The sequence below is a fragment of the Bacillus sp. JK74 genome (genome assembly GCF_053663395.1).
The window spans coordinates 363,157-386,120 of the sequence record NZ_JBSJQB010000003.1; the positions used below are offsets into that span (position 1 = coordinate 363,157).

At 41.8% G+C, this 22,964-nt stretch carries 24 protein-coding genes and 5 pseudogenes; 23 read left to right on the forward strand and 6 right to left on the reverse strand.

The genetic code is table 11. The features are described from left to right. Positions 1-58: 58 nt before the first annotated feature. The 6 genes from ACWJJ5_RS11975 (at position 59) to manA (ending at position 7,712) form a co-directional block, all read left to right on the forward strand. Positions 59-943 carry a LysR family transcriptional regulator gene (locus ACWJJ5_RS11975; protein WP_003152795.1) on the forward strand — a complete coding sequence of 295 codons (885 nt, stop codon included), beginning with the start codon at positions 59-61 and terminating at the stop codon, positions 941-943. A gap of 67 nt (positions 944-1,010) precedes the next feature. Further along, the gene (gene ybaK / locus ACWJJ5_RS11980; RefSeq protein ID WP_013352996.1) at positions 1,011-1,493 is read left to right on the forward strand and encodes a Cys-tRNA(Pro) deacylase; all 483 of its coding nucleotides are present in this window, start codon (positions 1,011-1,013) and stop codon (positions 1,491-1,493) included. A gap of 46 nt (positions 1,494-1,539) precedes the next feature. Next, positions 1,540-2,457 (forward strand): MBL fold metallo-hydrolase, encoded by a 918-nt coding sequence (locus ACWJJ5_RS11985; RefSeq protein WP_146284315.1) that lies wholly within the window; start codon positions 1,540-1,542, stop codon positions 2,455-2,457. Between the two features lie 229 nt (positions 2,458-2,686). Continuing rightward, on the forward strand, positions 2,687-4,639 hold the full coding sequence (locus ACWJJ5_RS11990; RefSeq protein WP_454022430.1) for a BglG family transcription antiterminator: 1,953 nt from the start codon (positions 2,687-2,689) through the stop codon (positions 4,637-4,639). Between the two features lie 152 nt (positions 4,640-4,791). After that, complete coding sequence (locus ACWJJ5_RS11995) at positions 4,792-6,750, forward strand: fructose-specific PTS transporter subunit EIIC (protein WP_102421624.1); 1,959 nt, start codon at positions 4,792-4,794, stop codon at positions 6,748-6,750. 14 nt (positions 6,751-6,764) lie between these two features. Then, on the forward strand, positions 6,765-7,712 hold the full coding sequence (gene manA / locus ACWJJ5_RS12000; RefSeq protein WP_013352992.1) for a mannose-6-phosphate isomerase, class I: 948 nt from the start codon (positions 6,765-6,767) through the stop codon (positions 7,710-7,712). Between the two features lie 85 nt (positions 7,713-7,797). On the opposite strand, the gene ACWJJ5_RS12005 is transcribed toward manA, so the two are convergent. Continuing rightward, positions 7,798-8,523, reverse strand: coding sequence for a MurR/RpiR family transcriptional regulator (locus ACWJJ5_RS12005; RefSeq protein ID WP_053573170.1), 726 nt, complete (start codon positions 8,521-8,523; stop codon positions 7,798-7,800). A gap of 236 nt (positions 8,524-8,759) precedes the next feature. Here ACWJJ5_RS12005 and ACWJJ5_RS12010 point away from each other — a divergent pair, with 236 nt between their 5' ends. The 9 genes from ACWJJ5_RS12010 to ACWJJ5_RS12050 all read left to right on the forward strand — a co-directional run bounded on the left by ACWJJ5_RS12010 (position 8,760) and on the right by ACWJJ5_RS12050 (position 14,896). Continuing rightward, positions 8,760-9,572 (forward strand): Cof-type HAD-IIB family hydrolase, encoded by an 813-nt coding sequence (locus tag ACWJJ5_RS12010; RefSeq protein ID WP_102421623.1) that lies wholly within the window; start codon positions 8,760-8,762, stop codon positions 9,570-9,572. Positions 9,573-9,604: 32 nt separating this feature from the next. Further along, positions 9,605-10,408: an HAD-IIB family hydrolase gene (locus tag ACWJJ5_RS12015; protein ID WP_048368151.1), complete on the forward strand. Its 804-nt coding sequence runs from the start codon at positions 9,605-9,607 to the stop codon at positions 10,406-10,408. 273 nt (positions 10,409-10,681) lie between these two features. Further along, positions 10,682-10,933: a DUF2651 family protein gene (locus ACWJJ5_RS12020; protein WP_017418201.1), complete on the forward strand. Its 252-nt coding sequence runs from the start codon at positions 10,682-10,684 to the stop codon at positions 10,931-10,933. Between the two features lie 200 nt (positions 10,934-11,133). Beyond that, a complete protein-coding gene (locus ACWJJ5_RS12025) occupies positions 11,134-11,634 on the forward strand; it encodes a DinB family protein (protein WP_015387974.1) in 501 nt (166 codons plus the stop codon). Between the two features lie 141 nt (positions 11,635-11,775). Next, entirely contained in the window at positions 11,776-12,297 is a 522-nt protein-coding gene (gene satA / locus ACWJJ5_RS12030; RefSeq protein WP_025649659.1) for a streptothricin N-acetyltransferase SatA, read from the forward strand. Between the two features lie 112 nt (positions 12,298-12,409). Beyond that, the gene (locus ACWJJ5_RS12035; RefSeq protein WP_134816631.1) at positions 12,410-12,472 is read left to right on the forward strand and encodes a tetracycline resistance efflux system leader peptide; all 63 of its coding nucleotides are present in this window, start codon (positions 12,410-12,412) and stop codon (positions 12,470-12,472) included. A gap of 33 nt (positions 12,473-12,505) precedes the next feature. Beyond that, a complete protein-coding gene (gene tet, locus ACWJJ5_RS12040; protein ID WP_369614552.1) occupies positions 12,506-13,882 on the forward strand; it encodes a Tet(L)/Tet(K)/Tet(45) family tetracycline efflux MFS transporter in 1,377 nt (458 codons plus the stop codon). 98 nt (positions 13,883-13,980) lie between these two features. After that, positions 13,981-14,199 carry a hypothetical protein gene (locus ACWJJ5_RS12045; protein ID WP_063636810.1) on the forward strand — a complete coding sequence of 73 codons (219 nt, stop codon included), beginning with the start codon at positions 13,981-13,983 and terminating at the stop codon, positions 14,197-14,199. Positions 14,200-14,359: 160 nt separating this feature from the next. Continuing rightward, complete coding sequence (locus tag ACWJJ5_RS12050) at positions 14,360-14,896, forward strand: ATP-binding protein (protein WP_454022431.1); 537 nt, start codon at positions 14,360-14,362, stop codon at positions 14,894-14,896. A gap of 441 nt (positions 14,897-15,337) precedes the next feature. Here ACWJJ5_RS12050 and ACWJJ5_RS12055 read toward each other — a convergent pair. The 3 genes and pseudogenes from ACWJJ5_RS12055 to ACWJJ5_RS12065 form a co-directional block, all read right to left on the reverse strand. Further along, positions 15,338-15,816 (reverse strand): annotated as a pseudogene (locus ACWJJ5_RS12055) (GyrI-like domain-containing protein); the annotation flags it as partial. Positions 15,817-15,833: 17 nt separating this feature from the next. After that, the gene (locus ACWJJ5_RS12060) at positions 15,834-16,361 is read right to left on the reverse strand and encodes a PadR family transcriptional regulator (protein WP_065180886.1); all 528 of its coding nucleotides are present in this window, start codon (positions 16,359-16,361) and stop codon (positions 15,834-15,836) included. Beyond that, a complete protein-coding gene (locus ACWJJ5_RS12065; RefSeq protein ID WP_071391589.1) occupies positions 16,358-17,200 on the reverse strand; it encodes a sialate O-acetylesterase in 843 nt (280 codons plus the stop codon). Before ACWJJ5_RS12065 ends, ACWJJ5_RS12060 begins: the two co-directional genes overlap by 4 nt. A gap of 97 nt (positions 17,201-17,297) precedes the next feature. On the opposite strand from ACWJJ5_RS12065, the pseudogene ACWJJ5_RS12070 reads away from it, so the two are divergent. Both ACWJJ5_RS12070 and ACWJJ5_RS12075 read left to right on the forward strand, forming a co-directional pair. Next, positions 17,298-18,029 (forward strand): annotated as a pseudogene (locus ACWJJ5_RS12070) (recombinase RecT); the annotation flags it as partial. Beyond that, positions 18,024-18,203: pseudogene (locus tag ACWJJ5_RS12075) on the forward strand (phage major capsid protein); the annotation flags it as partial. The pseudogenes ACWJJ5_RS12070 and ACWJJ5_RS12075, both read left to right, overlap by 6 nt. 203 nt (positions 18,204-18,406) lie before the next feature. Here ACWJJ5_RS12075 and ACWJJ5_RS12080 read toward each other — a convergent pair. Next, complete coding sequence (locus ACWJJ5_RS12080; RefSeq protein WP_052586319.1) at positions 18,407-18,850, reverse strand: MerR family transcriptional regulator; 444 nt, start codon at positions 18,848-18,850, stop codon at positions 18,407-18,409. A 170-nt stretch (positions 18,851-19,020) separates the two neighbouring features. On the opposite strand from ACWJJ5_RS12080, the gene ACWJJ5_RS12085 reads away from it, so the two are divergent. The 6 genes and pseudogenes from ACWJJ5_RS12085 to ACWJJ5_RS12110 all read left to right on the forward strand — a co-directional run. Continuing rightward, positions 19,021-19,872, forward strand: a complete 852-nt coding sequence (locus ACWJJ5_RS12085; RefSeq protein WP_070082139.1) for an aldo/keto reductase — start codon at positions 19,021-19,023, stop codon at positions 19,870-19,872. Between the two features lie 3 nt (positions 19,873-19,875). Then, a complete protein-coding gene (locus tag ACWJJ5_RS12090) occupies positions 19,876-19,983 on the forward strand; it encodes a winged helix-turn-helix transcriptional regulator (RefSeq protein ID WP_082181728.1) in 108 nt (35 codons plus the stop codon). A 272-nt stretch (positions 19,984-20,255) separates the two neighbouring features. Further along, positions 20,256-20,373 (forward strand): annotated as a pseudogene (locus tag ACWJJ5_RS12095) (hypothetical protein); the annotation flags it as partial. Positions 20,374-20,428: 55 nt separating this feature from the next. Next, positions 20,429-20,698 carry a phage portal protein gene (locus ACWJJ5_RS12100; RefSeq protein WP_454022453.1) on the forward strand — a complete coding sequence of 90 codons (270 nt, stop codon included), beginning with the start codon at positions 20,429-20,431 and terminating at the stop codon, positions 20,696-20,698. Positions 20,699-20,791: 93 nt separating this feature from the next. Further along, positions 20,792-21,490, forward strand: coding sequence for an aspartate/glutamate racemase family protein (locus ACWJJ5_RS12105; RefSeq protein WP_454022432.1), 699 nt, complete (start codon positions 20,792-20,794; stop codon positions 21,488-21,490). Positions 21,491-21,590: 100 nt separating this feature from the next. After that, positions 21,591-21,788 (forward strand): annotated as a pseudogene (locus ACWJJ5_RS12110) (DUF2634 domain-containing protein); the annotation flags it as partial. A 49-nt stretch (positions 21,789-21,837) separates the two neighbouring features. Here ACWJJ5_RS12110 and sigK read toward each other — a convergent pair. Then, on the reverse strand, positions 21,838-22,563 hold the full coding sequence (sigK, locus tag ACWJJ5_RS12115) for an RNA polymerase sporulation sigma factor SigK (RefSeq protein WP_020956104.1): 726 nt from the start codon (positions 22,561-22,563) through the stop codon (positions 21,838-21,840). Positions 22,564-22,964: the final 401 nt, after the last annotated feature.

A 22,964-nucleotide genomic window follows, 5' to 3' on the forward strand; every position in this document is an offset into this window, starting at 1 on the left:
TTTATAATAACTATAGAATTAATGCGTTTAGGTTATGAGGGAAGGGGAGAAGGAGAAAATGGAGCTTCATCAAATTGACAACTTTATTGCGGCGGCAACTCATCAGCATTTCACAAATGCGGCAAAAGAAAGAATGATTTCTCAGCCGGCATTAAGCCGATCGATTATCAGGCTCGAAGAAGAATTAGGCGCGCCGTTATTTTACAGAGAGACAAAAGCCGTCCGGCTGACAAGGCACGGAGAGCAGTTCTTAATAAAAGCAAAACAAGCGAGACGAGCTTTAAATGAAGGCGTTGAACAAGTGAAAAAAAATATGAGCCTGGAACACGGCGAAATATCTGTATCTTTTCTTCATACGCTCGGGCTGCGCTTAATGCCTCAGCTGATTGCCGAATTTAAAAAGCTATACCCAAACGTCACCTTCCGGCTTTATCAAGGCGCAAATGAAACGCTCCGCAAAATGGTGGAAACGGGAGATGCGGATATCTGTCTCAGCTCCCCGCCGCTTCCCAGCGAGCTTTTACAATGGACGGTGCTGGAGAAAGAGCCTCTATATGCGGTGCTTCCTGAGAACCACCCGCTTGCAGGAAATAAAAGCATTCAAATGAAAGAGATGCAGGACGAGGATTTTGTCGGATTTAAACCGGGATACGGGCTGAGGTATATGTTTGATCTGATGTGCCGGGATTTGAATATACACCCGCATCTCGCATTTGAAGGAGAGGAAGTGTCAACCATATTAGGGCTGACCGCCGCGGGTCTGGGGGCTGCAGTGCTGCCGAAAACCGCGGAGCATTCATACTTTCCGGTCGTTTTTCTCCCGGTTGCAGATTACCAATGCGAACGCACCATAGCGTTAGCCCAGTTAAAAAACCATGCTCTCTCTCCCGCTGCTGAGCGTTTTAAACAGTTTGCACTTGATTATTACAAAGCACGCAACTGAGCGGTCATTTTATTAAAATCGAAGTTGAAAATAAAGCAGAAAGAAATACAGAAAACGGAGGAAAACCATGGCGAAAAAAACAGTGAAAACAAATGCTGTCCGTATCATTGAGCAGCAAAACATTCCCTATGAGCTATTAGGTTACAAAACAGAAGGGGGACAGCCCGCAGACGGTCTTTCCGTTTCACAAAAAATCGGATACTCTGCCGAATATGTTTATAAAACCTTAGTGGCATCTGCAGGAACTGATCGTTATTACGTCTTTGTCGTTCCCGTTGCAAAAGAACTGAATCTGAAAAAGGCTGCGAAGGCGGCAGGTGAGAAGAAAATAGAAATGATTGCCATGAAGGACCTTTTGGGAGTGACCGGCTATATACGCGGCGGCTGCTCTCCGATCGGAATGAAAAAAAGGTTTCCGACTTTTATTGATAGATCCGCTGAAACACTGGGGTTTATGATTGTCAGTGCGGGGAAAATCGGAATGCAGCTGAAAGTAGCGCCTCAAGATTTAGCCGAAGCAAGCGGGGCGGTATTTACAGACATTGTATAAATGTCCGGTGGATCTAATGGAATACACGTTTCAAGGGAGAATGATAATGAAAAAAAGATATGAAAACTTGAATGGCGTGAAGAATGAACATGGATTCATGGACATGTGGAAATGGATGAAAGAACGAAGAGAAAAAAGTAAAGATTTAAGCGAGAATATTCCGAAAGCGGTCACAAGGGATGTCCGTGATGTTGCCGTCAATCGGACGGAAACCGCCATAACATGGATCGGCCATTCTTCATTTCTGATCCAAATACAGGGGCTTAACATAATGACCGACCCTGTATGGGCGCGGAGGATGGGTTTTCAAAAACGGCTGACAGAGCCGGGATATGAATTGAGCGAACTGCCTGACATTGATGCCGTGCTCATCTCACATGGGCATTATGACCATCTTGATTTTCCGAGTATAAAAAAACTGAGAGGAAACCCGGATTTTTACGTGCCTGCGGGATTGAAAAAGCTGTTCATCAAAAAAGGCCGCAAAAAGGTTCATGAAATGAATTGGTGGGATCGTTTTGAGATGCGGGGGGTGAATATATCATTTGTTCCGGCCCAGCACTGGACACGGAGAACGCTTTGGGATACCGATACCTCTCATTGGGGGGGCTGGGTCATAGAAAGCGAAAACGGCGAGTCCATCTATTTTGCAGGAGATACCGGCTATTTTGAAGGCTTTAAAGAAATCGGAGAAAGGTTTCGTATTAAGGCGGCTCTGATGCCGATCGGAGCATACGAACCCGAATGGTTTATGAAAGTGTCACATATCAATCCGGAAGACGCCGTGAAAGCGTTTTTGGAGCTGAAGGCTGACAGCTTCATTCCCATGCATTACGGGGCATTCCGGCTTGCTGATGATACAGGCCCGGAAGCATTAAGCAGACTGCACAGCGAGTGGGACCGGCGTGCATTACCTCCTGAAAACCTGAAAGCATTAGCGCTTGGCGAAACATTTTGGCTGTAACAGCAGGTTTTCGCTGCCGACACCAATCGTTTAAAAACGGTTGGTGTTTTGTTGTCAACCAAAGGTGAACAGCCTCAGTATAAAACATGATTTTTCCGGAATCTGCGGTAAAAAACAAAACTTTTTACTCTTTTGTTTCACTATACAATGAAAACGGTTTCGTATGCGCAGTATATTTAACCTATCATAATTGCTCCAGCAGAAACGGACAGGAAGGATAGAAAAACAGATGAAATACATGAATTCAAGACAGAAAAAGATTTTGTATCTGTTGTTATCTGAACCTGATGACTACTTAGTTGTGCAAGATTTCGCAGACAGGGTCCGCTGTTCTGAAAAAACGATCAGGAATGATTTGAAAACGATTGAAGATTTCCTGAATGAACATGTTCAAGCTCAGCTGATCCGCAAACCGGGATTAGGCGTCTATTTACATATATCTGAACAGGAAAGGTCACGGTTAAGCCGGCACATTTATAATGAGCACTTTACATGCAGGCACAAGACCGATGAAGAAAGAATACTTCACATCGCTTATGATTTATTAATGAATTCAAAGCCCGTTTCCGCAAAAGAAATTGCCGCACAGCATTTTGTAAACAGAGCTTCCATTAAAAAGGATATTAGTGCGGTTGAAGAGTGGCTGAAGCGATTTGATCTCACACTGGTTTCTAAACAGCGGCTCGGCTTAAAGATTGAAGGGGACGAAAAAAACAAAAGAAAAGCATTGGCGCGAATTTCAGATTTGATTGATAATGCGGAGTTTACAAGCCAATTTATAAAAAGTAAGTTTTTAAGTCATGAAGCGGACTTTGTGAGAAAAGAAATCAAGTTATTACAAAAAAACCATTCTATCTATTTTACGGATGAAACATTTGAAAATTTGCTGCTGCATACATTGCTGACCATCCGCCGTATCAAAATGAAACAGCCGGTCGCCATCTCTGCAAGACAGCTGGAGGCGGTAAAAAAGAAGAAAGAATATGAATGGACACTGGCTTGTTTAAAACGGCTTGAGCCGGTATTTGCCATCCGGTTTCCCGAGGAAGAAGCCGTCTATTTAACTTTACATATAATAGGCGGGAAAGTCCGCTATCCATTGCAGCAAGAAAAGAAGCTTGATCTTGAAGATTCTGAGCTTTCCAAAGTCGTCAGGCATTTGATCAATCGTGTTTCAGAACTGAAAATGCTGGATTTTCACAAAGACCAGGAATTGATCAACGGATTGAACATTCATCTCGATCCGGTGTTGAAGCGGCTGAGCTATGATCTCTCTGTTTCAAACCCCATGCTCCACGATATCAAAAAAATGTACCCTTATTTGTTTCATCTTATCATTGACGTTTTAGAAGACATCAATCAAACATTTGATCTTTATATTCCTGAAGAAGAGGCGGCCTATTTGACGCTGCATTTTCAGGCAGCGATCGAACGGCTGCGCCGAAGCAGTTATAACCCTAAAAGGACGATCATCGTCTGCCATATGGGCATTGGCATGTCGCAATTGCTGCGGACTAAAATTGAACGCAAATTTCATCACATTACGATAAAAGACTGTATCGCAAAAGCGGAGCTGACAGAGTATATCAAAAAGCATAAAGATATAGATTTCGTCATTTCTACGATAGAGCTTGGAAATGTAACGATCCCTCATATCGTCGTATCACCGCTTTTGGAGCCTGCTGATGAAAAGAAGCTCAGCGCATTTATGCAACAGCTTGATACATCATACCGCCGGGAGCAAAAAACGTTTAAAATGCTGAATGATACGACTCCGTTTCTCGTTTTTTTACAGCAAGAGACAGAGCACCGTTATCAGGTCATTGAACAGCTGGCGCAGGCTTTGTATGAAAAAGGCTATGTAGAAAAAGAGTATGGCATTCATGCAGTAATGAGAGAAAAAATGTCGGCGACAAATATCGGGGCGGGTATTGCCATCCCTCACGCGAACTCTAAATATATCAAACAATCAGCCATTGCAATCGCCACCTTAAAAGAGCCCATTGAGTGGGGGACGGAAAAGGTGTCGCTTGTATTTATGCTTGCCGTCAAACACGAAGATCAAAACAAGGTAAAGCAATTATTCAGTGAGCTTTCCTATCTTAGCGAGCAGCCGGCATTTATTCAAAAACTGACGGAAGAAAAAAATGTGATGACGTTTTTATCGTATTTAAACTATTAAAAGCAGGGAATGGCTCCCTGCTTTTTTTCTGTTTATAGGGAAAAATGCCGTTATTTCCGGAACTTATGGTAAAAAAACGCGCTTATCACAGGCTGATTTCAGTATAAAGTTGAGACAAGATCTTGAAATTCAGACTGCAAAGGAGGATTTATATGAAACTGTTAGCGATTACATCATGTCCGAACGGCATTGCCCATACGTATATGGCTGCTGAAAATTTACAAAAAGCAGCCGGCAGATTAGGCGTTGAGATCAAAGTGGAAACCCAGGGCGGAATCGGGGTGGAAAATAGGCTGACCGAAGAGGAAATCCAGGAAGCAGACGCAATCATTATCGCGGCGGACCGTTCGGTGAACAAAGACCGATTCGCGGGAAAAAAGCTGCTGGCCGTCGGGGTTCAGGAAGGCATCCGCAAACCGGAAGAATTAATTCAAAAAGCGCTTAGCGGTGAAGTGCCGATCTATCAATCTGCTTCAAAAGCTCAAACCGCAAGTCAGCAGGGCAAAAAACAAAACCCGATTTACCGTCATTTAATGAACGGCGTTTCTTTTATGGTTCCTTTCATTGTCGTCGGCGGATTATTGATAGCGGTTGCATTGACGCTTGGAGGAGAAAAAACACCAAAGGGCTTAGTCATTCCGGATGCGTCTTTTTGGAAAACGATTGAACAGATCGGCAGCGCTTCTTTTTCATTCATGATCCCGATTTTAGCCGGGTACATCGCGTTCAGCATCGCCGATAAGCCGGGTCTTGTCCCCGGAATGATCGGCGGATATATTGCGGCATCCGGCAGCTTTTACGACAGTGCGAGCGGCGCAGGATTTCTTGGAGGAATCATTGCGGGATTTTTGGCGGGATATGCGGCGCTTGGAATCAAAAAATGTAAAGTTCCTAAAGCAATACAGCCGATTATGCCGATCATTATTATTCCGGTGTTTGCCTCACTGATCGTCGGTTTGGCGTTTGTATTTCTGATCGGCGCCCCCGTCGCTCATATTTTCGCATCATTAACGGTTTGGCTTGCGGGAATGAAAGGCTCGAGCTCAATTCTCCTGGCATTGATTTTAGGAGCGATGATCTCCTTTGATATGGGAGGACCCGTAAACAAGGTGGCCTTTCTATTCGGATCGGCAATGATCGGAGAAGGAAATTATGAAATTATGGGCCCGATTGCCGTTTCCATTTGTATACCGCCGATAGGGCTTGGGATTGCGACGTTTTTAGGAAAAAGAAAATTCGCCGCCGCAGAAAGAGAAATGGGAAAAGCGTCATTTACGATGGGCCTTTTCGGTATCACGGAAGGAGCCATTCCATTTGCGGCCCAAGATCCCCTTCGTGTGATCCCGAGTATTATGGCGGGTTCTATGACCGGCTCGGTGATAGCGATGATCGGCCATGTGGGGGACAGAGTGGCACACGGCGGCCCCATCGTTGCTGTACTTGGAGCAGTAGATCATGTATTGATGTTTTTTATCGCTGTAACAGCAGGCTCTCTTGTCACCGCTCTGTTGGTTAATGTACTGAAGAAAGATATGGCGAAATCCCCCGCGCCCGGTGAGGTGCTGCCGTCTGCCGCACCAAATGAAGCTGCAGCGGCAAAAGAAACAAAGGAACCATCTCAGGCTGACAGCCGAAAAGCCGGGATGACCGAAATCAAAAAACTGACTGACATTATCAGCACGGACTTGATTGAACCGCATTTATCCGGCGAAACGAGGGATGACATTATCGATGAAATGATCGAGAAATTGTCCCGTAAAGGTATGCTTCTGTCTGACAGCGGATTTAAACAGGCCATTTTGAGCCGTGAACAGCAGGGAACCACGGCGATAGGTATGAATATCGCCATTCCGCACGGAAAGTCTGATGCCGTCAGAACGCCGGGTGTCGCATTCGGAATAAGACGTTCGGGTGTTGACTGGAACAGCCTTGATGGTTCTGATGCAAAACTGATTTTTATGATTGCCGTACCGAAGGAAAGCGGCGGAAATCAGCATCTGAAAATATTGCAGATGTTATCCCGAAAACTGATGGATGACAGCTATCGGGAAAGGCTGCTCTCCGTTCAGACAAAAGAAGAGGCGTATGAGCTTCTGGAAGAAATCGAATAAAGCGGGGGATGATCATGTCTACTGAACCGATATTTTTCAATCCGGTTTTCAAAGAAAGAATTTGGGGAGGCGCCGCCCTGCGTGATTTTCACTATAATATTCCGTCCGAGCGGACAGGGGAGTGCTGGGCCTTTGCCGCTCATCAAAATGGACAGAGCACAGTTCGAAACGGCATGTATAAAGGATGTACGCTCGGTGAATTGTGGGAGCATCACAGAGATTTATTCGGAAACCTTGAAGGAGACCGTTTTCCTCTTCTTACAAAAATTTTGGATGCGGACCAAGACCTGTCCGTTCAGGTGCATCCGAATGATGACTTTGCCAAAATGCATGAAAACGGGGAACTTGGAAAAACCGAATGCTGGTATATCATTGATTGTGAAAAAGATGCGGAGATCATTTTCGGCCATAACGCAACAACAAAAGAAGAACTGATATCCATGATTGAGCGCGGAGAATGGGACGGGCTCCTGAACAGAGTTAAGGTAAAGCCGGGAGATTTCTTTTTTGTCCCAAGCGGCACCGTTCACGCGATTGGAAAGGGCACACTTATTTTAGAGACGCAGCAAAATTCAGATACGACTTACAGATTGTATGATTACGGAAGAAAAGATGCGGACGGCAGGCTGCGCGAGCTCCATTTGGAAAAAAGTATAGAAGTGACAGACGTTCCATCTGTCCGTGAACGGCCGACCGTTCAATATAAACAAACAGATGATCTGCTGGCAGCTGTTTTAATAGAATGTCCTTATTTTTCAGTCGAAAAGTGGGATGTAAAAGGTGAAGTGAATTTATTCCAGAATCATCCCTTCCTTCTTGTCAGCGTGATCGAAGGAGACGGAATAATGATTGCAGGCGGGCATGAACATTCCTTTAGAAAAGGAGATCATATTCTCCTGCCTTCCGGTTTGGGAGAATATAAACTGGCGGGCCATGCAAATTGTATTGTGTCTCATCTGTGATCTTCAAAACCCTTCTCTGGCATCAGAGAAGGGTTTCTCGTTACTTTTACAAAAAGGCCGAAATTTCCGTGGTTCGTTCCTGAATTTATTCTCTCAATTTGTATATCTCCCGAGCCATCGATTCAAGTATGTACATCGCGGGGATTTGGGTGGTGATATTCGCATTTTCAACCCATTCTTCCGTCACGTAATATGAAATATTCACATCGGACATTTTGGCAATGGTTGAATGTTTATGATTTGTAATACTGATGACCCGGCTTCCTTCTTGTTTCAGCTGATTCAGATGAGTCACCGTAGAATCTCCTTCACCTGAAACCGATAATGCGATCGTGATGCTGTTATGGCGGAAATGGGAATGGGCCGGAAAGTAAGGATCTTTAATATACATTGAAAGTTTCCCTAAGCACGAAAAATATCTGGCTCCGTATTCGGCGAGAATTCCTGAACTTCCCACTCCGATAAAAATGACGCTTTCTGCATCGGCCGCAAGGGCTGCTGCTTCCTTCAGCTTTTCTTCCATCCCTCCGCTTACTGTTCTTTCAAAAAACTCGGCAACGGAATGATGGGGACTTTTTAAAATCGTTTTTTTATTTGCCTCCGCATACATTTTCAGCTTCACCTTAAACTCTGAAAACCCTTCACAGTTTATTTTTTTGCAGAAACGTAAAATAGAAGCCGTAGATACATGGGTTTCATTTGCCAATTCACGGATTCGCATATAGACGACTTTCTCGCTGTTTTGGGAGATGTAGTTGTATAAAGAAGTTTCAAGCTCATTAAATGAAGCAATCATTTCGTGTGTGAACATGCAGGGGGATTCTCCTTTTTATGAGAATGGTGAATGTACATCTCATCGTAACATATCATTTTTAAAAGAAACATAGTGTTATATTTATGTGACAAATCACTTTTTGTGTCATTCAAAACAAGACGTCAGCCAATGATTTACGGTGCAAAACAACTGCGGATATAATTCGTTCATACGCTTTATGCATGATCTCTTCAAGGGTCGCTGACAAGAGCGGCCGAAAAAAGGAGGACAATATGAGTATCAAACTGATAGCGGTTGATATGGACGGAACGTTTTTGAATGATGAAATGGCATATAACGAAGAGCGTTTTATGAATCAGTATCGTGAATTAAAAGCGCGGGGAATTAAATTTGCCGTAGCAAGCGGAAACCAATATGCGCAGCTTACATCTTTCTTTCCGGAAATCAAAAGTGAAATCGCTTTCGTTGCCGAGAATGGCGCTTTCGTCGTGAATGCCGGAGAAGAAGTATTCGCAGGTAGCATGTCTGAAGACACTATAAAAGCAGTAATCCGTGCTTTAGAGCAGTATGAGGTGAAAAACGTCATTGTCTGCGGAAAAAAAAGCGCGTATATTCATGAAAATGCCAGTGAAGATGAATATCTGCATGCCAGTAAGTATTATTATGTGTTAAAAAGGGTGCCGCATTTTGAAAACATCGATGATGACATTTTAAAATTTTCCATCAGCTTTCCCGCCGAACATTGTTCCGCACTTCTGAGCCATTTAAAAAACGCAATCGGGTCTTTCGTCACGCCTGTATCAAGCGGGCACGGTGACATAGATCTGATCATACCGGGGCTTCATAAAGCAAGCGGGATTAAGCTTCTCCAGAAACAATGGGGGATAAATGCTGAAGAATGCGCGGCCTTCGGAGACAGCGGCAATGATTTGGAGATGGTGTCCGCCGTGAAATACGGAGTCGCCATGGATAATGCGCAGGAAAGCATTAAACAGGCCGCGGCGCATATCGCGCAATCAAACAATGAGGAAGGGGTCTTAAACGCGATTGATTCCATTCTCAAATGTGAAAAACCCTTTGTCTGAAAAAGACATTTTAACTGCGGAGGTGCTGAACGATGATTAAATTAGTGATTACGGATTTAGACGGCACATTTTTAAATAATCAAGGCGATTTTGACAGAACGTTATTTGAAAAGACAAAAAGAGTAATGGAGGAACAGCATGTCGCTTTCGCCATCTGCACCGGGAAACAGTGTGAAAGGGTGGAAGCCTTATTCGGAGAAGACGCGAAAGATTTTTGGATTTTAGGAGACAGTGCTGCACGTATGAAAAAGAACGGCAAGTTCGTATATGAATCTTTAATCAGCAATAAAGCCGGACTGTCAATTATAGGCGCTTTAGAAAAAATCAGCTGCGGGCACACCATTATCGCGTGCACAAAAAAAGGCGCGATCGTAAAAGAAAATCTGTCTGAAAGTGAAATGAAATATGTAAATGCCTCTTATGCACATGTAACGAAAATAACTGATTTTACTGAGATAAAAGACGATTTTATCAAGATTACGGTTCATGACCCCGACGCCAACTGTCCGGAAACGAGAGAAAAGCTGCATGAATTTTTTCACCAATTATATATCGTAGCATCAGAAGATACCTGGATGGATATATCAAATATCGGAATACATAAAGGATCAACAGTACAAGAACTGCAGCGATTATTAGGGGTTTCGGCTGATGAAACAATGGCATTCGGAGACGGCCGCAATGACAAAGAATTGATGGAAGCGGCATCCTACAGCTTTGCGGTTAAGAACGCCATTGACGAAATAAAAGATGCGGCGCACTTTGTCATCAAATCAAATGAGGCAAGCAGCGTCATGCACACGATTATGAGAATATTAGCGCTGCAAAAACAATGAGAAAGCAGATGGGCTAAAGCCAATGAGGCAGGACTTACTAGGAAAAGAAAAAGCGGGCTATTCTCAGACTTTAATTCACTCCTCATTTTCCGGAAATATGTTAAAAATAAATAAATATCTATATTTGACTCGATTGTATTGGTATAATATGTATAAAATGAATGAAACGGCGTAATATCAAGATGAAAAAAATCACTTCATATCATTTGATATCAGACAAAAAGTAGGAACTTCCTCGTTTTGAAATTGGGAGGTGTTTGTATTAGCCCGCTGTTGAGTCCCGCGTATATCATTCTCATTTTTCTTCCGGCAGCTTCTTTTCTGTTAGGGATTTTAGGATATTTCATTTTCAAAAAAGTATGGATGATGGTTGTTATTGTATTCATTTTGTCCTTGATATTTATGTTTATTGTAATAGGTGCCGAACCGACATTTTTCATTTGGGTGGCTATGATGACGGGGAGCTGTTTTATCTCCGGTTCAATCACTAAGACGATATGGACTTTTGCAAAACGAAAATATTAGACACAGAAGAATCCTGTTTGTCGATTGAAGAAAAAGAAGTATAGAGTGATCTGTTATGTTCTTATATTTTGACTGTTATTGTCAGATCGGGCTTTCTGATAAAAATGTCTGTCTATCGTTTTGTTCTTTTTTAACTGAACGGAGCACTATAATTGAACTGCAGATACATAGAAACACAAAAAAGGATAAGGAGGATTTTTATGTTTCAAACCTTAGACCATTTTTTGAAATCTTGGGAATTCGAAGCCGATGCGACACAAAAACTGCTGAATCATCTGACTGATGAATCACTTAAACAAGAAATCACTTCACAACATTGGACTTTAGGCCGTATTGCATGGCATACTGTCGCGGCCATTCATATCATTACCTCGAACACAGATTTAACGTTCCACGCTCCGGCTGAAGATTATCCTGTTCCTGCATCGGCGCGGTTTATTGCTGAGAGTTATCATCAAGCCAGTAATGCATTTGTGCAGGCGTTAAAAACGCAATGGACTGACGATACACTTCAAGAATGTGTCAACTTTATTGGTCAGCAAATGCCAAATGGTTCACTTTTGATGTTTTTAATTCAACATCAAAACCATCATCGAGGACAAATGACTGTCCTTATGAGACAAGCAGGTTTACCTGTTCCGGGTATTTATGGTCCGGCAAAAGAGGAATGGACAACATTTGGTTTGGAAGCTCCGAAATAGGATGTTGTTGTAAGGGCTCGAACGAATAGATGATACCAATCGATGTTGGTATCTTTTTTGTTTTAGTCTTCGTGACATGCAGACGAATCAACAGTTCAAAAGGTGTAAAGTGAGTTCAATAACTGCAGAAAGGTGATTATGATGATAACTAAAATGACTCGTTTCAATATGAAAGACTTCAATAAACCAAACGAACCTTTCGTTGTTTCAGGGAGAATCATCCCTTCATTTGAAAACAATGTTTGGACATATACAGAGGAGAAATTTGCTGAACCTTATGTCAAAAAATATGACGATGATGACATTGATGTCAGTTATATTGAAGAAGAGGATAAAGTTGTCTTTTTTTATTACGCAGAGAACGACTGTGTCGGCCGGAGTAAGCTTCGTTCTAATTGGAATGGATACGCACTGATTGAAGACATTGCCGTTGCAAAAGATTATAGAAAAAATGGTGTCGGGACGGCTTTATTACATAAAGCGATTGAGTGGGCAAAGGAGAATCATTTATGCGGTCTTATGCTTGAAACACAAGATATTAATGTTTCAGCTTGTCATTTTTATGCCAAAAATAACTTTGTCATAGGAGCGGTCGATACAATGCTTTATTCCAATCTTTCAACAGCAAATGAAATTGCGGTTTTTTGGTACTGTAAATTTTAAATATAACAGTATTTGATGTTTCGTCATTTGCGGGTGTGTGCCGCAAAGTATTCAAAACATCGGCTTGAGGATTTATAATAAGGTATATCAATCAATGCAGGGGGAGTTATGTATGAAGTGCAAAAAAATGAACAGGGTACAATTAAAAGAGGGAAGCGTATCAATGGCCCTATAAACTGCGTCTGCCCTCATTAATGGAGGGAAATTTGTGAATACGCCTTATTCACAGTCAGCTTTACGGCACAACCAAGTGTTCATTTGGCTTTGTGTTCTGTCATTTTTCAGCGTATTAAATGAAATGGTTTTGAACGTCTCGTTACCTGATATCGCCAACGATTTTCATAAACTTCCAGCGAGTGCAAACTGGGTGAACACGGCCTTTATGTTAACCTTTTCCATCGGAACTGCTCTGTATGGGAAGTTATCAGATCAGCTGGGCATCAAAAAGCTGCTCCTATTTGGAATTATGGTAAATGGCTTCGGGTCGATCATTGGATTTGTCGGACACTCTTTCTTTCCTGTACTCATTCTGGCCCGATTTATTCAAGGGGCTGGTGCAGCCGCATTCCCGGCTCTTGTGATGGTTGCAGTAGTACGCTATATTCCGAAAGAAAACAGGGGTAAAGCATTTGGTCTGATCGGGTCGCTGGTGGCAATGGGGGAAGGTGTCGGGCCAGCTATTGGCGGAATGATCGCTCATTATATTCACTGGTCATATTTGCTGCTTATTCCGACAGCAACAGTTATCACCGTTCCATTCCTGATGAAACTGCTGGAAAAGGAAGAAAGAATCAGCGGGCGCTTTGATATGACGGGGATTATATTAATGTCTGCAGGCATCGTATTTTTTCTGCTGTTTACAACGTCATATAGACTATCTTTTCTGATCATCAGTACTCTAGCTTTCCTGATATTTGTGAGACATATTAGGAAAACTCAAGATCCCTTTGTTGACCCTGCACTGGGGAAAAATGTTTTGTTTATGATGGGCGTCCTTTGCGGAGGCCTGATATTCGGCACTGCTGCAGGATTTGTGTCTATGGTTCCTTATATGATGAAAGATGTTCACCATTTAAGTACTGCGGCAATTGGAAGCGGGATTATGTTCCCCGGGACGATGAGCGTCATCATCTTCGGTTACATTGGAGGATTGCTTGTTGATCGGAAAGGTTCTTTGTATGTGCTGACCATTGGGATTGTATTGATGTCTTCCAGCTTTTTAATCGCTGCCTTTTTCATAGATGCGGCACCTTGGCTCATGACCGTTATAATCGTTTTTGTTTTTGGGGGGCTCTCCTTCACAAAAACGGTTATATCTACAATTGTGTCTGGCAGTTTGAAACAAAAGGAAGCCGGCGCCGGAATGAGTCTTCTTAATTTTACGAGCTTTTTATCAGAGGGAACGGGTATTTCGATTGCAGGCGGTTTATTATCGATCCGCTTGCTGAATCAAAGGCTGCTGCCTGTTAACGCTGATCATTCCGCTTATTTGTACAGTAATATGCTCATTCTTTTTGCAGGAATCGTTGTTATGAGCTGGCTGGTAACCGTGAATGTCTATAAACGTTCGCGAAGAAATGACTAAAAAGGGAAAAGGATCAAACTTGATAAAAGTTTTGATCCTTTTTTTGAGGAGCTTCCTTATTCCGAAACCTTTTGCCGATCAATGAAAGGGGAGTTAAAGTGAATTACATTTATAAGAAAAAGGAAAAGAAAAATGGAAATTGTATCATTTCAATCAGAGATAAATGGGAGAACGCACTTATTGAGTTTGAACAAAAAAATAATCAAATTGAGATCGTAATCAATCACCGTAACGAGAAAACAACCAAGTTTTCACTGCCAATCGAGACTTTTGAAAAAGTGTATGAGGATATTAAAATAGGCCGGAGAGAAAGTTAATCATTCTGTTTGAAAATGACCATGAAGTTCGTAAGCAGTATGGTTTTAACATGCATCTGGATTCTCCTGGCAAAGTAAAGGTTTTTGGGGATTTATGTCAAAATAATAGTAAATACCTTATGCAACAGGGAGTTTGGTTGCTTCATAAGGAGGGGGAAGTATGAAAAATAAGATTCACATATTGGGAGCCTCTGGTGTCGGAACGTCAACATTGGGTGTTGCATTATCAAAGCATTTGCCGCATACGCATCTTGATACTGATGATTACTATTGGACAGATCAATTCACTAAAAAAAGAGAAATCCCTGAAAGAAGAAAGTTACTTAAAAAAGACTTGACAATAAATGAGAAATGGATTCTTTCTGGCGCAGTGTGCCGCTGGGGCGATGATCTAAAAAGTTATTTTGACCTTGTCATCTTCTTATGGATTCCGCAGGATATACGGCTTGAGAGATTAAGGCATAGGGAATTTCAGCGTTATGGAAACGAAGTGTTAGCCGGCGGCAGTAAATATGAACAATCAAAAACATTTTTAGAGTGGGCTTCTTTATATGATCATGCCGGAATGGAAGTTAGAAGCAAAGCTTTACACGAACATTGGATGGCAGATTTATCTTGTCCATTGTTAAAAATTGAAGGAGATTACTCAGTCAATGAAAGAGTTGATCGTGTCTTGGATTATCTGAATTCTAATTAAACTGACGGATGGAGATAACTGCAAAATCCAAAAGTCAAAGACAGTTCCGGCCATTTTAACGGAGCTGTTTTTTTATACCGCTTTCAGTTTGTCTGTTGTGAAGTGATTTATTTTCGGAAAGAAGCAGCGGAATTAATAGAAAACTCACTTCGGGAAACCGTGAAGGCAGGAATCAAAACGGGAGATCTTGGCAGTCAATCATCAACGTCAGACTTTGCAGAAGAATTGCAGAAAGGATCGGACGTTAATGCGGAAAATAAGAGGTGAGAAGCAGATCATCAAAACGCAATACACCTCAATTTATATTTTCAGTAAGAACGGTTCTGCTCATTAAAAAACTCAATTCGAAGATTAGTGGCATCAATATTGCCGCAGATCGGGTTAGTGACATAAAGAGGAAGGGATGAGACCCCTTCCTTAAAACCTTCAATTCCTCTAATTTCATTGTAAGATATATTCCTTTTTTGAAATGGGTATCCAAATTTCACTTTTAAAAGATGGCGATGTTACATCTTTATGCTCGTTCCACAGGATTTCTGGGCCTTCAATTTGTTCATAATCCGGACGATGGAAACCATTCGGAATAAATCCGTCCCCATACTTCCTGCAGTGCATCCGGAAATGATCCGGCTGCTTCGAATACAGCCCACGTTGAGGCAGGGATTTCAAGCTGTGATAGGTGATTTGGGCAATGTTTCGTTGTGGCTGCGCCAATATAGTGATCAAGCTCTCCGTTTTCCTCTGTCCGGCCTTCAGAAAAGTTCGTGGATGCACTGATGAGTCCTGCAGGCGCTGCATTAGAAAGCTCTTTTAGTTGATTGATTGCTGCTTCATCTAAACTTTCCCACATCGATGCAATGTCAGGATTCACGCCTTTGAACAAAATAGGGACTCTTTTTTTTAATGCCGACGATGCGAAATTTTATTATGCAATAGTTCACTCTATTTCTGCTTTCAATTTTTCGAACCACTCTAAATTAACCAAGTGATGTGAACGGGAATTTTCATTCATACGGCGAAAGTAATTGATTGTGCCGGGAATTTCTTGAGTGATGGACAGGTATTCATCAAGGAGCTCGATTCGAGTTTTAGTCTGATCGATTTGTGATTGGATCAGATCCAGTAATTTATTTTTGTCGAATTCATCGGCAAAGAGTAACGCGCCATAAAATTGCAGGTTCACATATTCCGATTTGGTGCCGTATTTGATCATTAATTTTTCGAATTCTGCCCTTCCCGAATCTGTGACTTTAAAGTTACGGATTTCACGCCCGCTGGTTGAGGGTTTCTGCTGAATCTGTTCAATCAAACACTTTTCTTCAAGTTGCTGCAGATTGTAATAAAATGAACCTTTCGTGAAGTTAACAATGTATTTGTAATGACGTTTTTCCATTAAGGCCAGAAGTTCATAGCCGTGAGCTCCGGGGTTTTGGATGAGCAAGCCAAGGATAAGTAAGGGAATTATGGTTTCATCACCTTCGCCATCCGCGCCTCAAATTCCGCGTACGTGATTTCACCCGAAGCCAAATCCATACTATGAAGGTAAATCTGTTCTGTTTTAGAATAGTCACCCTTCACTTTCAGTGATTGCTCCTCTCCCGAAATGGGTTTCAGGATATGGTGCTTTTTCGAAAAAGCCTCGAAATAGCGGTAACCGAATTTACGTTGTGAAGCTGCGTCTAAATGAATGCCATCAGGATTCGCAGTCAAACCTGCTGCAGTAACAAAATAACAATTCTGTTGTTCATTAGCAAAACGCAGCAATTGTTCATTAACTTGTCGAAATTCAGTGGCGTGCTGTCCAAAACCGGTCTTCCCAAGAAAGTCACCAAGCCCTCCAATAATCAACGGTACCTCATCAAGTTTCAACTCGTTTCTTAGCGTCTCAATGATAAGAGTTAATTTCTCGTAATAAGTTTCATGCAGCGAACGATAACTGTCACTCTCACCTTGGTGCCAAAGGATCCCGCAAATTTGACTGGAACGGAGGGCGAAGCGGGCTTCGGACAAAGCATGCTGAAAAAGGATGCCTTCCGGATGCCAGTCATTCAATGAACTGCCGCCTTCCGCACACGGGATCAAGCCAATTTCTTCATCGGGATGAGCTTTCGACCATGCATCTGCAAAAGATGCCGCCAGGCCAACGCCGGAAACCGGACGGTCGTAATTAATCGGCTCTGTCATCATCTGCCATTGTCCATTGCGCAGCATTTTAATTTTTTCATTATAGATAGGGTCTACTTCATTCAAAAATCCACGGCCCGCCATATTCGACTGCCCCAACATTATAAAAGACTTGATCATCTAATTTTTCACTTCTTTACATCAATATTTTAGTCTAATTAGACTATAGTCAATTCAGCTTGTCTTGTAAAGTTTTAATAAGGTTTTATAATGATGTATGAAAAGCGTTCCTGTGAAACAGCAAGGAGCGATCATGAAAGGCTAGCTTTCTTCCACCACCCCTTATTAAGCGATTTGAGGAAGTGTCAGGAAAGAGGGCTGCACAGTTTACTGCTTCTATCTTAAGTCTTGATAACAGCGAGCAGATGCTGCAGAAAACAGATCTTATGAGTGCCATCTCATCTGCAATGGTGGCAGACACTCGACCTGCCTATAGATAAAAACTTAGGGTATGCCTGGATAGTTCCTTATGGAGGAAAGGCTCAATTCCAGCTAGGATACAAAGGGTACATACAGCTTGCTTTGCGAACAGGCCAATATAAGTCCATCAATTGCATACCGATTCATGAAGGCGAATTGGAGAAGCGGAATCCGCTGACTGAGGAGATCGAGATTGATTTTGAAAAGTGTGAATTCAGACGTAGTGATTGGTTATGCAGCTTATTGTGAGTTGATAAATGGCTTCCGAAAAACAGTGTACTGGACAAAGGCACAAGTAGAAAAGCACAAAAAGAAATTCAGTAAGTCTGATGTTGGATGGAAAAATGACTGTGATGCGATGGCTCTTAAGACTGTATGAAAAGCAGTTTTGAGCAAGTGGGGGATTCTTTCAAAAAAGCAGTTATTAATGAAGCAGACAATTCAGAAATTATCGATTCCGAGCCTTCGAGCAAAGAAAATACAGAAAACCAAGCGCGCGAGAAGCCGATCCTTTGATGGCAAGCCTGTTCAAGCTTCAACTTTTATTCGAATGGTTCAAGATACGCCAACGATTTTAAGAGTTGCGCTGACTAAGGATCAAAAGTCTGTTCCATCAATTAGCACAGCTAACTTAAGCACAAAAGAAGTAATTGCTGAAGTTAACATTACCTCTGACACACTTGAAAACAACATCGAACAAGAAGTCGCATACAGATGCGACTTCTATCAATTTCTAATTAATAGAAAGTAACCGTAAGAAAAAAATTAAGGACTTGCAGCCCTATAGACGTATAAACAAATTTAATTGCTCATAACATGTCATCAAACTTAGCCTATTCAATATGGATTCCAATTCCAATTTAGGAGTTTAAGATCCATTGATGTGCTCATAAATATCTTTCACATCTACCGGACAGTGGGCGAGTAAAATACGTCACTATGCATATGCTGTATTTTTTCCCAGTTGGCGGGATTGGTTGTATCAAAAGAGCGGTGCTCCAGAATGGCCTGATATAGGGCGGTTTTTTGTTCCAAATGGGCAATGTGCTGTTTGGCTTCTTCGAGCTGAGCGAGTGCTTCTTCTTTATGCTCCATCATGAGTGTGTACCGTTGTGGGATGGTCGAATCTCCTTCGAGACAGAGATTCACGTACGTTTTAATGTCTTCAATCGGCATTCCGGATTGCCTGAGGCATTTGACGCCAAACAGCCAGTTGATTGATTCTTCATCGAACAAACGGATATTGTTTTTATTGCGCTGTACGCTCGGCACCAGGCCTTTATCCGTGTAAAAGCGCACCGCATGCTCAGTGAGTCCGGTTATCATCGCTGCTTCTTTGACTGTATGCATGTGTAATCCTCCTTTAAAAATTTTTTAAAAAAGTGCTTGCCTTCGTGTTGCACGAAGGTAATAAGCTTATTATAACGCAAACCAGCCGCAGCGGAATTCATTCTGCAGTGCCCGATTTTCGGGATGCGTGCCGTTTGTCGTTCTACATTTGAACAATAGGAGGAATTACAATGCAAACCGTAACATTAAACAACGGAGTGAAAATGCCAATTATCGGCTTCGGTGTATACCAAGTCCCCGATGCTCAAGAATGTGAAAACGCAGTATATGAAGCACTGATGGCCGGTTATCGCCTGATTGACACTGCTTCCGGTTACCTAAATGAGGAGGCAGTCGGACGTGCAATCAAGCGGAGCGGCGTACCGCGTGAGGAGCTGTTCATTACGACCAAGCTCTGGATTCAGGATGCCGGCTATGAAAGTGCCAAGGCGGCATTTTCCAAATCTTTAAATAAGCTGCAGCTGGATTATCTTGATTTATACCTTATTCACCAGCCATACGGCGATTACTACGGCGCTTGGCGCGCGATGGAGGATCTGTACCGCGAAGGAAAAATCAGGGCAATCGGAGTCAGCAACTTCCATCCCGACCGTCTAATGGATCTGATCATGCATAATGAAATCGTGCCAGCCGTCAACCAAGTCGAAACGCATCCATTCTGCCAGCAAAAAGAAAGTGCTGCTTTTATGAAAGAGCAGGGAGTTCAACACGAGTCATGGGCACCGTTCGCTGAAGGGCGCAATAACATGTTCAGCAACGGCGTGTTGACTTCCATTGCGGAAAAACACAATAAATCCGTCGCCCAGGTCGTGCTGCGTTGGCTTGTTCAGCGTGAAGTCGTTACGATTCCAAAATCGGTGCGCAAAGAACGGATTGTCGAAAACTTTGACATTTTTGATTTTGAGTTGAGCTTAGAGGATATCGAAAAGATTTCCACCCTTGATAAAGGAGAAAGTCTTTTCGGGTCGCACCGAGATCCTGAAATTGTAAAATCGATAGGCGCCATGAAATTCGATCTGTAAGCTTTGTCTAATAAAACAGTTAAGTTTAATGAACTTAAAAGGTTAATTCCATGGATTACACAGAGGATATTGATACGAAAACTTAGGGAATTAGAACCTTATCGGGTATGAAAATTATTAGAAAATGCCAAGTTTGTTCATAAGGAAGGGTTAATGCTAAAAAGACTGCGTGCAGCTTACATTATTAACGGAAGAACAATGTGATGAGATGGTTAAACCAGAAAATCCGAAACCTAATATTTGAATCTTTTAAGATAAAAACTAGTTACTAATCAGTAACTAGTTTTTCTTTTTTCCACCGTTGAAAATCACCTCAGTAGGACAAACTTCAGGATGATAGCCATTAGCTGTAAGGTTATCAACCGAGGAACACGGGCTCAAGCATCGGCAGCCAGATCGAGGTCTGCATAAAGAAAGCAGGGACTGAAGTATGCCTGGGAAGGATTTTCTGAGGAGTTTTTAGAGCGTCCGGCGTTGAATCGTTTGAGGGAGGACGCAAGTTAAGGACTTATAAGTCAAGTCATTTGATACCAAAATGCAGTAACGAATGAGAAAAATGATTTTCATAACTGTCGCATCTCTTTTTCTATATTCTGACTTTATTGATTCTGAGTCACCGGTGGATATTATGCCGGCTGAAGTGATTTCCGTTTCATCTATTGAAATAAGGCTTAATGAAAATGATAAATTAATAATACCTGCTGATTTGATTATTATTCCTAAACGGTGGCGCTCTGGAGAAGATGAAGAACTGAAAATGGGTGAAAATTTGATGGTTGTCTCCTTAAAAGGCGGGCAATCTTTTTTTATTCTCGATAAAATTTAATAATAGTAATCCTGAAAAAATAAATAATTGTAAAGACCTAATCTATGCTTTAAAATAACTATAATATTTTGAAAATTTTATCCGAGGTGGGTTATGAAAACTATTGGTCTTATTGGCGGAATGAGTTGGGAATCTTCAGCTGAGTATTATCGAATTATCAATGAAGAAATAAAAACGAAGTTAGGAGGGCTTCACTCGGCAAAATGCCTTTTATACAGTGTTGATTTTAAGGAAATTGAACATTATCAATCCATAGGGGCTTGGGATAAAGCAGGTGAAGCTTTAGGGGGAGTTGCAAGATCATTAGAAAAAGCAGGTGCAGATTTTATTGTAATATGTACAAATACTATGCATAAAGTTCTTGGATATATCCAAGAAATGATCACTATACCTATTTTGCATATTGCCGATGCAACTGCAGAACAAATTATTAGACAAGACATTCGCTCAATAGGATTGCTAGGTACTAAATATACGATGGAACAAGATTTTTATAAATCACGTATTGCGTCTCATGATATTAATGTCATTGTTCCTGATGATGATGAAAGGGAATTAATAAATAATATTATTTATCAAGAACTGTGTCTGGGTGAAATTAAACAGTCTTCCAAAAACATTTATAAGAAGATCATAAATAATTTGGTGGATAGAGGAGCAGAAGGAATCATTCTTGGATGCACTGAAATTGGACTATTAGTAAAGGCAGAGGATTCAAAAGTGCCATTATTTGATACGACTTTAATCCATGCTCAAAAAGCAGTAAATAAATCCCTTTCGATTTCTTCTTAGAATGATTATTTCTTATATTTTAAAACCGCTCTTTAGGAGCGGTTTTTATTATGGTTCATTCAATCAATAAATGGAGGAACGTTATAGGAGTGATCTTATCATGACCCTTTCCTCAGAAATTGAATTTGATGATATTGAAGATGACAGCGAAGTTATAGAGACCTCTCAAACCTACAAAATATATTTTGAAAATGGCCGTATCACAAATGAATTCATCACAGGCCTTGACGCGATTAAACAGTTTGTATATTTGTCCCTTCAAACTGAGCGCTACGCATATTCTGTTCATAGTCATGATTGAAAAAGATAAAATAGAAAAAGCCGGAATGTCAGATCCGGCTTTTCGCTCACTTTCCCTTCTTCTTCCGCTTCTCCTTCTCCGCCCGATAAAACTCATGGAACATCTTCATCAGCGCGCGTTTTTCAATCCGGGATACATAGCTCCTTGAAATGCCGAGCTCTTTCGCGATCTCGCGCTGCGTTTTTTCTTTTTTTAAATCAAGCCCGAAGCGGCCGACGATGACTTCTTTTTCGCGGTCGTCTAAAATATCAATATATTTTTTGACCTTTTCAAGTTCCATGTTGAGCTGAATGGTGTCGATCACATCTTCGCTTTCCGACTTGAGGACATCGATCAGGCTTATTTCATTCCCTTCTTTATCCTGGCCGATCGGATCATGAAGGGAGACGTCTTTTTTCGTTTTTTTCAATGCGCGCAGATGCATTAAAATCTCATTCTCAATACATCGTGCGGCATATGTGGCAAGCTTCGTGCCTTTTCCGGCTGAGTAGCTTTCAATTCCTTTGATCAGCCCGATTGTACCGATGGAGATCAGATCTTCTGCGTCTTCTCCCGTGTTTTCGAATTTTTTTACAATATGGGCGACTAAACGGAGATTATGTTCGATCAGCATATTGCGGGCGTGTTCATCTCCTTCGGCCATAAGGTCTAAGTATTTTTTCTCCTCACTATTTGAGAGCGGTTGTGGAAAGGCATTATTTTTCACGTATGATACTAAAAACACGAGTTCTTTCACAATAAACCCGAGCGCTGCAAAAACACCTGTCACCATCCTCACCTCCACAAAGTTATGTAGGCAAAAGCCTATATGTAACTGTATGTGGCAGTCAGGCTGTTTGTGTCTGTACAGGGAAATTAATCAAAGGCAGGTTTTATTTCTTACAGCCTCTTGATTTTTGCTGATTGAGCCTGTATATTGTTAAAAAAAGTAAGGGTGAAAAGAATATAACGAAAAGCGCTGAAGAGACGAGTAGACAGATATCATTCATGACAGAGAGCTCCGGGAGCTGTGAAGGAGTATGAATGGATGTGTTGAAACAAACCTCTTAGCTTCGCATCGGAATCATGAAAAACGAGGATGATGCGGTGGATACTCCTGTTACCGAGTAAGCTTTGTACCCGGCAAGGCCGGCACCAAACCGAATTGAGGTGGCATAGCGGGCTGTTTCCCGT

What these genes read in the sequence shown, in the direction of transcription:
- ACWJJ5_RS11975 (WP_003152795.1), top strand. Translation starts at nt 59, where the DNA reads ATGGAGCTTCATCAAATTGACAACTTTATTGCGGCGGCAACTCATCAG.
- ybaK (WP_013352996.1), top strand. Translation starts at nt 1,011, where the DNA reads ATGGCGAAAAAAACAGTGAAAACAAATGCTGTCCGTATCATTGAGCAG.
- ACWJJ5_RS11985 (WP_146284315.1), top strand. Translation starts at nt 1,540, where the DNA reads ATGAAAAAAAGATATGAAAACTTGAATGGCGTGAAGAATGAACATGGA.
- ACWJJ5_RS11990 (WP_454022430.1), top strand. Translation starts at nt 2,687, where the DNA reads ATGAAATACATGAATTCAAGACAGAAAAAGATTTTGTATCTGTTGTTA.
- ACWJJ5_RS11995 (WP_102421624.1), top strand. Translation starts at nt 4,792, where the DNA reads ATGAAACTGTTAGCGATTACATCATGTCCGAACGGCATTGCCCATACG.
- manA (WP_013352992.1), top strand. Translation starts at nt 6,765, where the DNA reads ATGTCTACTGAACCGATATTTTTCAATCCGGTTTTCAAAGAAAGAATT.
- ACWJJ5_RS12005 (WP_053573170.1), bottom strand. Translation starts at nt 8,523, where the DNA reads ATGTTCACACACGAAATGATTGCTTCATTTAATGAGCTTGAAACTTCT.
- ACWJJ5_RS12010 (WP_102421623.1), top strand. Translation starts at nt 8,760, where the DNA reads ATGAGTATCAAACTGATAGCGGTTGATATGGACGGAACGTTTTTGAAT.
- ACWJJ5_RS12015 (WP_048368151.1), top strand. Translation starts at nt 9,605, where the DNA reads ATGATTAAATTAGTGATTACGGATTTAGACGGCACATTTTTAAATAAT.
- ACWJJ5_RS12025 (WP_015387974.1), top strand. Translation starts at nt 11,134, where the DNA reads ATGTTTCAAACCTTAGACCATTTTTTGAAATCTTGGGAATTCGAAGCC.
- satA (WP_025649659.1), top strand. Translation starts at nt 11,776, where the DNA reads ATGATAACTAAAATGACTCGTTTCAATATGAAAGACTTCAATAAACCA.
- ACWJJ5_RS12050 (WP_454022431.1), top strand. Translation starts at nt 14,360, where the DNA reads ATGAAAAATAAGATTCACATATTGGGAGCCTCTGGTGTCGGAACGTCA.
- ACWJJ5_RS12065 (WP_071391589.1), bottom strand. Translation starts at nt 17,200, where the DNA reads ATGATCAAGTCTTTTATAATGTTGGGGCAGTCGAATATGGCGGGCCGT.
- ACWJJ5_RS12080 (WP_052586319.1), bottom strand. Translation starts at nt 18,850, where the DNA reads ATGCATACAGTCAAAGAAGCAGCGATGATAACCGGACTCACTGAGCAT.
- ACWJJ5_RS12085 (WP_070082139.1), top strand. Translation starts at nt 19,021, where the DNA reads ATGCAAACCGTAACATTAAACAACGGAGTGAAAATGCCAATTATCGGC.
- ACWJJ5_RS12100 (WP_454022453.1), top strand. Translation starts at nt 20,429, where the DNA reads ATGATTTTCATAACTGTCGCATCTCTTTTTCTATATTCTGACTTTATT.
- ACWJJ5_RS12105 (WP_454022432.1), top strand. Translation starts at nt 20,792, where the DNA reads ATGAAAACTATTGGTCTTATTGGCGGAATGAGTTGGGAATCTTCAGCT.
- sigK (WP_020956104.1), bottom strand. Translation starts at nt 22,563, where the DNA reads ATGGTGACAGGTGTTTTTGCAGCGCTCGGGTTTATTGTGAAAGAACTC.